Origin of the sequence: Pseudolysinimonas sp. (assembly GCF_044239695.1) — a bacterium.
In the GTDB taxonomy this organism is placed as follows: Bacteria; Actinomycetota; Actinomycetes; order Actinomycetales; family Microbacteriaceae; genus Pseudolysinimonas_A.
On the sequence record NZ_JBIIAW010000088.1, the window covers coordinates 1 to 12,390 of the forward strand.

At 69.1% G+C, this 12,390-nt stretch carries 14 protein-coding genes; all 14 read left to right on the forward strand.

The features are described from left to right. Positions 1-506: GspE/PulE family protein (locus ACILQS_RS12505; RefSeq protein WP_395640460.1), on the forward strand; the 506-nt coding region annotated here is incomplete at its 5' end. 40 nt (positions 507-546) lie between these two features. Next, positions 547-2,085 carry a PilT/PilU family type 4a pilus ATPase gene (locus ACILQS_RS12510; RefSeq protein ID WP_395640461.1) on the forward strand — a complete coding sequence of 513 codons (1,539 nt, stop codon included), beginning with the start codon at positions 547-549 and terminating at the stop codon, positions 2,083-2,085. A gap of 3 nt (positions 2,086-2,088) precedes the next feature. Further along, positions 2,089-3,315, forward strand: a complete 1,227-nt coding sequence (locus ACILQS_RS12515) for a type II secretion system F family protein (RefSeq protein ID WP_395640462.1) — start codon at positions 2,089-2,091, stop codon at positions 3,313-3,315. A gap of 163 nt (positions 3,316-3,478) precedes the next feature. Then, positions 3,479-3,871 carry a type IV pilin protein gene (locus ACILQS_RS12520; protein ID WP_395640463.1) on the forward strand — a complete coding sequence of 131 codons (393 nt, stop codon included), beginning with the start codon at positions 3,479-3,481 and terminating at the stop codon, positions 3,869-3,871. A gap of 87 nt (positions 3,872-3,958) precedes the next feature. Further along, on the forward strand, positions 3,959-4,357 hold the full coding sequence (locus ACILQS_RS12525; protein ID WP_395640464.1) for a hypothetical protein: 399 nt from the start codon (positions 3,959-3,961) through the stop codon (positions 4,355-4,357). Next, the gene (locus ACILQS_RS12530; RefSeq protein WP_395640465.1) at positions 4,354-4,947 is read left to right on the forward strand and encodes a PilW family protein; all 594 of its coding nucleotides are present in this window, start codon (positions 4,354-4,356) and stop codon (positions 4,945-4,947) included. The genes ACILQS_RS12525 and ACILQS_RS12530 overlap by 4 nt, the downstream gene beginning before the upstream one ends. Beyond that, on the forward strand, positions 4,947-6,665 hold the full coding sequence (locus ACILQS_RS12535; protein ID WP_395640466.1) for a hypothetical protein: 1,719 nt from the start codon (positions 4,947-4,949) through the stop codon (positions 6,663-6,665). The genes ACILQS_RS12530 and ACILQS_RS12535 overlap by 1 nt, the downstream gene beginning before the upstream one ends. A 2-nt stretch (positions 6,666-6,667) precedes the next feature. Beyond that, entirely contained in the window at positions 6,668-7,495 is an 828-nt protein-coding gene (locus ACILQS_RS12540) for a prepilin peptidase (RefSeq protein WP_395640467.1), read from the forward strand. A gap of 42 nt (positions 7,496-7,537) precedes the next feature. Beyond that, the gene (gene pilM, locus ACILQS_RS12545; protein WP_395640468.1) at positions 7,538-8,584 is read left to right on the forward strand and encodes a type IV pilus assembly protein PilM; all 1,047 of its coding nucleotides are present in this window, start codon (positions 7,538-7,540) and stop codon (positions 8,582-8,584) included. After that, a complete protein-coding gene (locus ACILQS_RS12550; RefSeq protein WP_395640469.1) occupies positions 8,581-9,312 on the forward strand; it encodes a hypothetical protein in 732 nt (243 codons plus the stop codon). The genes pilM and ACILQS_RS12550 overlap by 4 nt, the downstream gene beginning before the upstream one ends. Further along, positions 9,309-10,082 carry a hypothetical protein gene (locus tag ACILQS_RS12555; protein WP_395640470.1) on the forward strand — a complete coding sequence of 258 codons (774 nt, stop codon included), beginning with the start codon at positions 9,309-9,311 and terminating at the stop codon, positions 10,080-10,082. The genes ACILQS_RS12550 and ACILQS_RS12555 overlap by 4 nt, the downstream gene beginning before the upstream one ends. A 223-nt stretch (positions 10,083-10,305) precedes the next feature. Beyond that, positions 10,306-10,677, forward strand: coding sequence for a 30S ribosomal protein S12 (gene rpsL, locus ACILQS_RS12560; RefSeq protein WP_191283593.1), 372 nt, complete (start codon positions 10,306-10,308; stop codon positions 10,675-10,677). Further along, positions 10,677-11,147, forward strand: coding sequence for a 30S ribosomal protein S7 (rpsG, locus tag ACILQS_RS12565; protein WP_395640471.1), 471 nt, complete (start codon positions 10,677-10,679; stop codon positions 11,145-11,147). The genes rpsL and rpsG overlap by 1 nt, the downstream gene beginning before the upstream one ends. 77 nt (positions 11,148-11,224) lie before the next feature. Continuing rightward, positions 11,225-12,390: elongation factor G (locus tag ACILQS_RS12570; protein WP_395640472.1), on the forward strand; the 1,166-nt coding region annotated here is incomplete at its 3' end.

Here is a 12,390-nt window from a genome sequence, read left to right on the forward strand (position 1 = left end):
ACCAGGAGACGGCCCAGATCGCGATCGAGGCCTCGCTCACCGGTCACCTCGTGCTCTCGACCCTGCACACGAACGACGCGCCCAGCGCGATCACGCGTCTCACCGAGATGGACATCGAGCCCTTCCTCGTCGGTTCCGCCCTCGACTGCGTCGTCGCCCAGCGACTCGCCCGAAGGCTCTGCGACCGGTGCAAGGAGCCCTACCAGGCGCCACCCGAGGAACTGGCCGCGCTTCGATTCGGAATCGAGGGCGGCGGCGCGCCCGTGCTGCACCGCCCGGTCGGGTGCCCGTCCTGCTCGCACACCGGTTACCGCGGGCGCATCGCGCTGCACGAGGTGATGCCGGTCACCGAGGAGATCGAACGTCTCGCCGTGGCCCGGTCCTCGAGCGCCGAGATCTCGCGCGTCGCGATCGCGCAGGGGATGACCACGCTCCGCCAGGACGGCTGGGCGAAGGTGCTCATGGGGTTGACGAGCATCGAAGAGATCCTGCGGGTCGTCGCATGACCCGCTCGAGGCGGTACCCGTTCACAGAAGGGGGTCGATGATGACGACTCCGTACGAGATCCCCGTGACCGACCCGGCGAACCCGCCGCTCGGGGTGCCCGGCGCCGCCGGCACCCTGCCGCCGCCGCGCGGCCTCCAGCCGCCGGGATCGGCCGGCGTGGACCTCTCGCATCTGCCGCCCCCCGCGGTCGCGGCGGTCGACGTCGCGCCGGTTCCGGCACCTCTTCCGGGCTACACGCCGGCACCCGGCTACGCGCCACCGGCCGACTTCGCGGTGCTGCCGCCGCAGCCGTACCAGGACGAGTCGTACGGGGTGGAGCCGATTCCGGGGTTCACCCCCGCGCCGCCCATGTCCTACCTCCCCATCCCCGAGCAGCCGCCGCTGCCGCGCATCGCGCCGGACGCGCCGGCGCGTCCGGTCTTCGTGCCCGACGAGCACACCGAGGCGGCGCGGCAGCGCGCCGACGGCGACCTGCTCAACGCGCTCGAGACCCTCATCCGCGAGGGCGGGTCCGACCTCCATGTCTCGGCCGGATCGCCGCCGATGATCCGCATCGACGGCGCCCTGCGGGAGGTGCCGGGGTCGGATGTCTGGGACCGCGAGCGCGTCGCGGCCGCGCTCTACGGACTGCTCTCCGACGAGCACCGCGCCGTCTTCGACGACACCCTCGAACTCGACTTCGCGTTCACGCTCTCCGAGACCGCGCGCTTCCGCGTCAACTACTACCTCCAGCGCGCGGCGATCGGGGCCGCCTTCCGTCTCATCCCGACCGAGATCAAGCCGCTCACGGCGCTCGGCGTGCCCGAGGCGGTCGCGGCGTTCGGCCGGCTGCCGCGCGGTCTCGTGCTCGTCACCGGTCCGACCGGTTCGGGCAAGTCGACGACCCTCGCGGCGCTCATCGACCTGGTCAACACGACCCGCGCCGACCACATCGTGACGGTCGAGGACCCGATCGAGTTCCTGCATCCGAACAAGAAGTCGCTCGTCAATCAACGCGAGGTCGGGGCCGACACGCAGTCCTTCGGGGCGGCGCTCAAACACGTCCTGCGGCAGGACCCCGATGTCATCCTCATCGGTGAGCTCCGCGACCTCGAGACGATCTCGGTCGCGCTGACCGCCGCCGAGACCGGCCACCTGGTCTTCGCGACGCTGCACACGCAGGATGCCGGCCAGACCGTCGATCGCGTCATCGACGTGTTCCCGCCGCACCAGCAGGGCCAGGTGCGCTCGCAGCTCGCCGCGACCCTTCAGGGGGTCGTCTGCCAGACGCTCGTGAAGAAGGCCGGCGGCAAGGGCCGCGCGGTCGCGACCGAGATCCTCGTCGCCACCCCCGCGATCGCGAACCTCATCCGCGAGGGCAAGACCTACCAGATCCGCTCGGCGCTCCAGGCCGGCCGGTCTCACGGGATGCACACGATGGACCAGCACCTCGCCGAACTGGTGAACCGCGGCGAGGTCGCCTACGGGGTCGCGATCGAGAAGGTGCACGACGTCGAGGACTTCAAGCGGCTCGTGCATCGCACGACCGAGAGCGAGATGGCCGGGGGCTTCGGCTCCGAGTTGGGTGCGAGGGGATAAGGGATGTCGACGCTCAGCTACGCCTACAAGGGCCGCGACACCGCCGGCAAGGTGGTCAAGGGCCGACTGGAGGCCCCGAGCGAGGCCGCCGTCGTGGGGCGGATGCGGTCGATGGGCCTGAGCCCGATCGAGATCACCGAGTCGTTCGCCGGGTCAGGTCTCAACATGGAGCTGAACATCGGCTTCCTCGAGAAGAAGGTCGGGCTCAAGGATCTCGCCGTCATGGCCCGGCAGTTGGCGACCATGGTCGCCTCGGGCCTCTCGATCCTCCGCGCCCTGACGATCCTCGCGGGGCAGACCGAGAACAAGAAGCTGGCCCGCGCCCTGAACGCGATCCGCACCCAGGTCGAGACCGGGTCGGCGCTCTCCGAGGCGTTCGCCCGGCAGGGGACCATGTTCCCGCCGATCATGATCCACCTCGTGCGCGCCGGCGAAGTCGGTGGCTTCCTCGACCAGTCGCTCGAGTCGATCGCGAAGATGTTCGAAGCCGACGTGAAGCTGCGCCAGACGATCAAGTCGGCGCTCACCTACCCCGTCGTCGTGCTCGTCATGGCGATCGTCGCGGTCATCGCGATGCTCATCTTCATCGTGCCGATCTTCAAGAAGATGTTCGCCGATCTCGGGGGAGAGCTCCCGCTGCCCACGCAAGTGCTGGTGGTCCTCTCCGAGAACATGGTCTGGATGCTGCCGCTGCTGGTCGTCGGGATCATCGTCGGGGCATGGTGGTGGGGCAAGAACAAATACGTGGATGCCGTGCGCGCCAAGGTCGACCCCATCCGGCTGCGCCTGCCGGTCTTCGGGATGCTGACAAAGAAGATCGCGATCGCGCGCTTCGCCCGCAACTTCTCCACGCTGACCAAATCGGGTGTGCCGATCCTCCAGGCCCTCGCCGTCGTCGCGGACACCTCCGGCAACTGGGTCGTCGAGCAGGCGATCCGTAAGGTGCAGGACTCCGTGCGTTCCGGCCGCTCGATCGCGGGGCCGCTGGGCGAGGAACCGGTCTTTCCGCCGATGGTCGTGCAGATGATCGCCGTCGGTGAGGACGCCGGCTCGCTCGAACTCATGCTCAGTAAGATCGCCGACTTCTACGACGAGGAGGTGCAGGCGACCACCGAGCAGCTCACGAGCCTCATCGAGCCGCTGATGATCGGCGTCATCGGCCTCATCATCGGGGGCATGATCGTCGCGCTCTACATGCCGATGTTCTCGATCTTCCAGTACGTGCAGTAGGCCCGGTCCCCATTTCTGCGGACCCCAGCACTGGGGGCGTGTTTATCCCGAAATCCCCCCCTTTGCGGGATTCCCGGAATCTAACGGCTCCGTGACGATTCATCCGGGGGGTCATTTATTGGGGGGCCACCCGTCCGAAACCACGACTGGATGGGATTTGAAAATGATTGCTGCACTGAACACCAAGCTCGGCGTCAAGCGCTCGGAGCTGAAGAAGGACGAGGGCTTCACGCTCATCGAGCTGCTCGTCGTCATCCTCATCATCGGCGTCCTCGCCGCCATCGCGATCCCGGTCTTCCTGGGTCAGCAGGCGCAGGCCGAGGAGGCCGCTGACCGCGCGAACCTCGCCAACGCGAAGATCGCCTACACCGCCTACCTCGTCAACGAGCCCGATGGAACGACCAACGCGGCGCTGCTCGACGAGCTCGGCTTCCCGCAGGACGGTTCGGTCGTCATCGCCACGGGCGGGGCAACGTACTGCCTCGAGACCGTTGACGAGACGTTCCACGTCACTCCCGCGACCGGCGAGATCGAAGAAGACGGCTGCCCGGCCTAAGGCTCGCGCACCCCGGATGGGGCGTCACCTCGGGTGGCGCCCCATCCGCAGTTCTCCACATTCCCACCAGCACGGAAGGGCATCGCGATGACTGACACCGCACTTACGGACGACGAGGGCTTCGGCCTCGTCGAGGCCGTCGTGTCGATGCTGGTTCTCGCGACCCTGGCGATCGCCTTCCTGCCGCTGCTCATCACCGGTTTGAAGCAGTCCGCCACGAACTCGACGCAGGCGCTCGCGACGCAGCTGGTGAGCGAGCGGATGAGTCTCGCCCAAGCCGCGACCTCGTGCTCGGCGCTCACCCTCGTCGCCTCCAGCGCGACCGAGACCGACCCGCGCGGCAACGTCGTCGACGTCACGACCACCGTGCAGGACTGCACGGCGGGCCGCGGCACGTACTCGGTGACCGCGACCGCGCGCCTGATCGAGGACGGCGTCCCCGGCGATCAGCTGGCCACGGCATCCACACTGGTGTTCCTGCCGTGAGCGACCTGCTGCGTCGCCTGCGCGCGAGCCGCGACGACGGGTTCACCCTGGTCGAACTGCTCATCGCCACCGGCATCCTCAGCCTGATCCTGCTGGGCGTCGGCGGACTCATGTTCAGCACCACCGTCACGCAGCGCACCGTCACCGCGGTCAGCCAGTCGGCGTCGAGCGCGCAGACCGCGGCCGACGAGATCCACACCCTGCTGCGCAATGCCGCCGAGTTCCGGCTGACCGCGGTCGACGGCACCGACCAGCTGCTTCTCGCGCGAGTGGCCGGCACGGGGACGACGGCGTCCTACACCTGCAAGGCCTGGTACTACGCGGCCGACGAGCACCAGCTGCGGTCGAGCACGTGGCCCGTCGCCGGCTCGACGACGTTGCCGACGAGTGCGACCTCGGTCGCCGGCTGGTCGCTCCTGCTCGACGGTGTCGGCCCGCGCACGGGCACCACCGTCTTCGCGCCGCCGGTCGGCGGCACCATCGAGGTCGCCTTCGAGGTCGAGTCCGACGACCGCAACGAGCCGACCGCCATTCAGTTCACCGCCGCCCTCGCGGGCGGCCCAGGAGGGGGCACCACGTGTTGGGACTGATGAAGAAGTTCGACCGTCGTATCCGGGGCGAGCGGGGCGCGGCGTTGGCCGCCGTGGTCGGCTTGATGGCGGTGAGCGTGATGCTGACCGCCGTCGTGGCGAGTTCCGTGATCACCGCGACCGGCGTGACATCGTCCGTCCGTGCGGGAGTGCAGTCGCAGGCCGCCGCGGAAGCCGGCATCGCCACGGCTCGGCTCGGCCTGGTCAGCGGAACGTGCACCGCCCGGACCGGCCGCTACGCGAGTGCCGCCGGAGCGACCCCCGAGTTCCTCGCCACGATCTGGGTCCCGTCCGGCTCCGGCTGGACGCGCGGCTGCCCCACCGGCACCGCGACCCAGGTGCGCATCCTCTCCAGCGGTTACGCCGCGGCGGAGGGCGTCGACGGCGTGAGCGGCCGCGATCAGACCAACATCGAGCTGGTGCTGAGCGCCCTCGCCCAGCCGACCGCGGCTCCGGCCCCGACCCCGACGACCCCGCCGGTGACGATCGTCGCCTCCGGCCCGGCGATCTACGCGTACAACTCGACCGGCTTCGGCGGGTCGGGGAAGCTCATCTCGCTCGACGGCTCGACCCCGAGTGTGCTCGTGAAGACGGGCGACGTGACCTGCTCGGGCGGCAGCTCGGGCCAGGCGGACTGGGTCATCGACTCCGGTGCCTTCGCCGTGAGCGGCTCCTGCAACATCACCGGTACGGTCTGGGTCGACAAGGGCCTGTCGGTCTCCGGCGGCACCGCGATCGGCGGCAGTGCCGTCGCGGCGAGCATCAACGTCTCGGGCAGCAGCAAGATCAACGGCAGTGCCTGGTCCGCCGGCGACATCGTCCTCTCCGGCGGCGGCACCGAGATCGGCGTGAACGCGACCGCGGGCGGCAACCTGACCGTCGGCGGCAGCGCGAAGGTCAAGAAGAACACCTGGGTGCAGCTGCACACCTCGCTCGACTGGGGCAGCAACATCGGGGGCAACGCGACGAGCCGCACCCTCTCGGTTCCGGCGTACTCGAGCGGCCTGGTCACCGGAACGGTCACGCAGACGAACCCGAACTCGCCCGGACCGAGCCCGTACGCCCAGCCGCCGCGCCCCGTCGTCGCCGACTGGATCGACTTCGGCTACGCGACGAGCGACTGGGTCGGCTTCACCGAGGTCGTGCTCTCCGGCAACTGCGACTACACCAAGCTCACCGCGGCCGTCGCGTCGCTCTCGGGCAACAAGGGTGTGCTCGATGCCCGCAACTGCACGAACGCGATCGAGGTCTCGTCGTACCAGAAGCTCGCCCTGACCAACGACCTCGCGATCATCGCCAACAGGTTCAATCTCGGCGGCAGCGGCGGCTTCACGACCTCGACCGACCGCCGACTGTGGCTCATCGTGCCGGACACGACGCCGGGCAAGACGCCGACCTGCGCGGCCAACCAGTCGTTCGCCGTCGGCGGCGGGTTCACCTTCGACTCCAAACTCGACGTCATGATCTACAGCCCGTGCCGGGTCGACATCGGGTCGAGCACCGTCATCACCGGCCAGATCTTCTCGGGCCAGGCGAGCGTCGCGGGCGGGTCGACCGTCAACTTCACGGCCGTCGGACTGCCCGGCTGGAACCTGACCACGGGCCTCTCCACGACGACGCCGGTGACCCCGGCCGACCCGTCGCCGGCGCCGACCGAGACCTACACCGAGTCGGACCGCACCGTTGTGTCGAGTCGCATCGTCACGGAGAGCAACTGACCATGGCCGCCATCGCCGCACTCGGCGTTCTGGGCACCCTCATCGGGTCGTTCCTGAACGTCGTCGTGTACCGCGTCCCGCTCGGGAAGTCCATCGTGGCGCCCCCGAGCGCATGCGGTTCGTGCGGTCACGTCGTGCGCGCCTACGACAACATCCCGCTCGTCTCCTGGCTCGTCCTGCGCGGCAAGTGCCGGGACTGCGCCGCGCCGATCTCCGCGCGGTACCCGCTCGTCGAGCTGGGTGGGGCGATCGCCTTCGGGCTGGTCGCCTGGCGGTTCGCCCCGGATGTCGTCGGTGCGCTCACCGCGGGAGCCGTCCCCGGTGCGATCGCCGGCATCCTCGTTCTCGTCGCGTTCCTCTATCTGGCGGCCATCGGTCTCGCGCTCGCTCTCATCGACCTCGACACCCGGCGCCTGCCGAACGTGCTCGTGCTGCCGATGTACGTCGTCGGCGGGGTCCTGTTCACCGCGACCGCGGCGATCTCCGGTCGTTGGGACCTGCTGGCCACGGCGGCGATCGGGATGGCCGGCCTCGGTCTGCTCTACCTGGTGCTCGCGGTCGTCCGACCGGGCGGGATGGGCATGGGCGACGTCAAACTGGCCGGCGCGCTCGGCCTCTTCCTCGGCTGGCTCGGCCCCGAGACCCTCGCGGTCGGCGCGATCGCCGGCTTCCTGCTCGGCGGGGGCGCGGGCGTCGTCCTGCTCCTCCGCGGTGCCGGACGGAAGGCCTCGCTCGCCTTCGGGCCCTGGCTGATCGCCGGTGCCTGGGTCGGCATCCTCGCCGGACCGGTCATCGCCACCGCTTACCTCGGGGCCTTCGGGCTCCGATAGTCACCACCACACAACAACGAACGGATTCGGGGGGAACCGCTCATGGGAACCATTGTCGGAGTCGACATCGGCAGCAACGCCGTGCGCGCCGTGGAGGTGTCCGGCTATGACACCGGCAAGCCGGTCATCGTCAGGCAGCACGAGATCGCGCTGCCGGAGACCTCGGTGCGCCGCGGGGAGGTGCTCGAGGTCGGGACCGTCACGACCGCGCTGCGCCGCCTGTGGTCGACCGGGGGATTCACGACCAAGGACGTCGTGCTCGGGCTCGGCGGCCCGCGCATCTTCGCGCGCGACCTGAGCGTGCCGAAGGCGACGCTCGCGCAGATCCGCGAGTCGCTGCCGTTCCAGGTGCAGGACATGCTGCCGGTGCCGGTCGGCGACGCCCTGCTCGATTTCTACCCGATCGCCGAGGAGATGGGCGAGCACGGACCCGCGGTGCGCGGGATGCTCGTCGCCGCGATGAAGGAGACCGTCGACGCGAACGTCGGCGCGGTGCTCGGTGCCGGGCTGCGCCCCGTGCACGTCGACCTGCTCGCCTTCGCGTTATCGCGCGCCCTCGCGCCGAAGCGCACGGCGAAAGGTCGGGATGTCATCGTCTCGATCGGCGCCTCGACCACCGACGTCGTGGTCGTCGACGACGGGGTGCCGCACTTCGTGCGGACGATCCCGAATGGAGGCGACGACGTGACGCGCGCCCTCGCTACCCGGCTGCAGATCTCGCCCGAGCAGGCCGAGGGGGCCAAGCGGCTGATCGGGATGGGCGGGCCGATGCTGCGGCCCGAAGACCGCCCCGCCCTCGAGGTGATCTACGAGGTCGTCGGCGAGCTGCTCAACGCCGTCCGCAACACCTTGTCGTACTTCGCGACCGCGAATCCCGAGGAGATGCCGCGTCGCATCCTCGTCTCGGGGGGCGGGGCGCAATTGCTCGGGCTGCCGGCCGCTCTCTCCGAACTGACCGGTCTCCCGGTCGTGGTCGCCGAGCCGTTCGAGAACGTGCCCCGTGCGAGGGGCGCCGGTCTCCGCCACGCTCAGGAACCGCAGTTCGGCTACACGGCTGCCTACGGTCTCGCCCTGGGAGTGCACGCGTGAGCGCGCGGACCGCCGACAAGCTGGTGCTCAGCGGCGAGCCCCGCGTCCAGCTGTTGCCCCAATCGGTGCGCGACAAGGAGAGGGCGGCCATCACGCGCCGCCGCCTCGCGATGCTCGTCCTGTTGTCGCTCGTCCTGGTGGGTGGCGGCTACGGCCTCGCCTGGATGCGCAACGACCTCGCCCAGCAACAGCTCGAATCCGCGCGTCAGGCGACGCAGGCGATCCTGACCGAGCAGGCGCAGTACTCGGAGGGCACGCGGATGGCGGCCCTCGTCGCGGGCATCACGACCGCTCAGCAGGCCGTGACCACCAACGAGATGGCCTGGGCCGACATCGTCGCCTCCATCGCGGCGCTCGCCCCGGAGGGCACCTCGATCGACGGAGCGACGGTCGTCGCGCAGGCGTCGTGGGAACCAGCGCTGAGCGTCGAGGGTCCATTGCGGAGCTCCCGCATCGCGCTGCTGACGCTGACCTTCGGCGGTCCGACGACGATCGACGCCGCGACCCTGACGGCTCGTCTGGCTCAGCTCCCGGGTTACGTCGATGCGCGGTTCGACTCCAGCATTCGCTCGGAGGACGGCCGCTACGCGACCGTCGTGCGGGTGATGCTCGACGGTGAGGCCGCATCCGGTCGCTTCGTCGACAACGCACCGGCCGACCCCGGATCGACCGCGACCACGCCGACCGACGACGACGAGGCCGCCCAGGCGGAAGGAGCAGACCGATGACCGGCACACGGATCTGGACGTTCGGCGCCGTCCTGGTGATCGCGGGGATCCTCGCGCTGGGCTGGTTGCTCGGCATCTCGCCGCTCCTGAGCTCCACGGCGGCCGCCGATGCGGAGCGAGCGAGTGTCGAGGCGCAGAACCTCACCCAACGGGCCCAGCTCGCCGTCATGAAGGCCGACTTCGAGAACCTCGACGTCATCGCGGAGGAACTCGCCCCCTTGGAGCTGAGCATCCCGGGCGACGAACGCACCGAGGTGTTCGCCGCGACGGTCGAGTCCTTCGCCGCCGCGAACCAGGTTGCCCTCACGTCGTACGTCGCGAGCGAGCTGCCGTTCTTCGGCGTTCCGGTCGACGGGGCGACCGCCTCGACATCGGGAACCGGAGGAATCGCCCTCTCGACCCCGGCCGGCACGGTCTACGCGATCCCGATCACGATCGGGTTCGAAGGCACACCGGAAGCGGTGCTGAACACCGTGCGCGCGCTCCAGAGCGGTCAGCGCCTGTTCCTGGTGAACACGGTTGCCTTCGATCGGGGCCTTCGCGGATCGCCGAGCGCGACGGTGACCGGGTACATCTTCATGCTCACCGATCGCCAGCTCGCTCCGACTCCCGAGGATGCCGCTGCCGCGGCTCCCGAGAACACGAGCAGCTACGAGGTGCCGGATCTCAACGAGGCGCTCCCGGAGTGGCTCGGCGGCGAGGGCACCGCGCCGAGCACGGTCACCGGCGCGACCCCGACCCCGACGCCCACGGGCACACCCGTTCCGTAATCCCCCGTCACATTGCAGGCACACACCCGGTCGACTACACTCGACCGGGTGTGTGCTTTCGCGCACGTCTCCCCCCGCTGAAACCGACTCCGGTCGGTCGTGCGCGGGAAGACCCACGGCATATCCGATCGAAGTCCCGGCAGCGCTCGCTGGCGGGGACGGATCCCGATGGAACGACAACATCCATCACTGTCACCGTGCAGTAAATAAGGAGCAATCCGCTTTGCCTACTATCCAGCAGCTGGTCCGCAAGGGCCGCACGCCGAAGGTCGTCAAGACCAAGGCGCCGGCCCTCAAGGCCAACCCGCAGCAGCGGGGCGTGTGCACGCGTGTGTACACCACCACCCCGAAGAAGCCGAACTCCGCCCTCCGCAAGGTCGCGCGCGTCAAGCTCTCCAACGGCACCGAGGTCACCGCCTACATCCCCGGCGAGGGCCACAACCTCCAGGAGCACTCGATGGTGCTCGTGCGCGGCGGTCGCGTGAAGGACCTCCCCGGCGTGCGCTACAAGATCGTGCGCGGCGCGCTCGACACCCAGGCGGTCAAGAACCGCAAGCAGGCGCGTAGCCGTTACGGTGCGAAGGCGGCCAAGTAATGCCTCGTAAGGGACCCGCCCCGAAGCGTCCGGTCGTCAACGACCCGATCTACGGCGCGCAGATCGTCAGCCAGCTCGTCAACAAGATCCTCCTCGACGGCAAGAAGGACCTCGCCCAGCGCATCGTCTACGGTGCCCTCGAGGGCGTCGGCACCAAGTCCGGTCAGGATGCGGTCGTCGTGCTCAAGAAGGCGCTCGACAACGTGCGTCCGACCCTCGAGGTCAAGAGCCGCCGCGTCGGTGGCTCGACCTACCAGGTGCCGGTCGAGGTCAAGCCGCACCGCGCGAACACCCTCGCGCTGCGCTGGCTCACCTCGTACGCCAAGGCCCGTCGTGAGAAGACCATGACCGACCGCCTGCAGAACGAGATCCTCGACGCGAGCAACGGCCTCGGCGCCGCGGTCAAGCGTCGCGAGGACACCCACAAGATGGCTGAGGCCAACAAGGCCTTCGCGCACTACCGCTGGTAATCAGCGTTTTCACGACGGCCGGGCCGACACCGGTCCGGCCGTCGACCAGCTTCCGATCCAAGAGTTAGGAAACCCCCGTGGCACAGGACGTGCTCACCGACCTCACCAAGGTCCGCAACTTCGGCATCATGGCGCACATCGACGCCGGCAAGACCACGACGACCGAGCGCATCCTGTTCTACACGGGCATCACGCACAAGATCGGCGAGGTGCACGACGGCGCCGCGACGATGGACTGGATGGCGCAGGAGCAGGAGCGCGGCATCACGATCACGTCCGCTGCGACGACGTGCTTCTGGAACGGCATCCAGCTCAACATCATCGACACCCCCGGGCACGTCGACTTCACCGTCGAGGTGGAGCGCAACCTCCGCGTCCTCGACGGCGCGGTCGCGGTGTTCGACGGCAAGGAGGGCGTTGAGCCCCAGTCCGAGACGGTGTGGCGTCAGGCCGACAAGTACGACGTTCCGCGCATCTGCTTCGTCAACAAGATGGACAAGCTCGGCGCCGACTTCTACTTCACGGTCGACACGATCATCAAGCGCCTCGGCGCGAAGCCGCTCGTCATCCAGCTCCCGATCGGGTTCGAGAACACCTTCGAGGGCGTCGTCGACCTGGTCGAGATGCGCGCGCTCACCTGGCGCGGCGACTCCAAGGGTGACGTCGAGCTGGGCGCCAAGTACGCCATCGAGGAGATCCCGGCCGACCTGGTCGAGAAGGCGAACGAGTACCGCGCCATCCTCATCGAGACGGTCGCGGAGGCGGACGACGCCCTCCTCGAGCGCTACCTCGAGGGCGACACCGACTTCAGCGTCGCCGAGATCAAGGCGGCGATCCGCAAGCTGACCATCGCGAGCGCGCTCTACCCGGTGCTCTGCGGTTCGGCGTTCAAGAACCGCGGCGTGCAGCCGATGCTCGACGCCGTCGTGGACTACCTCCCGTCGCCGCTCGACATGCCCGCCGTGGAGGGCCACGACGTGCGCGACGAGGAGAAGGTCATCGAGCGGCACGCCGACTCGAACGAGCCCTTCTCGGCCCTGGCGTTCAAGATCATGACCCACCCGTTCTTCGGGCGGCTCACCTACATCCGCGTCTACTCGGGCAAGCTCGACTCCGGCGCGCAGGTCATCAACTCGACCAAGGGCAAGAAGGAGCGCATCGGGAAGATCTTCCAGATGCACGCCAACAAGGAGAACCCGGTCGACGGCGTGACCGCCGGCCACATCTACGCGGTCATCGGCCT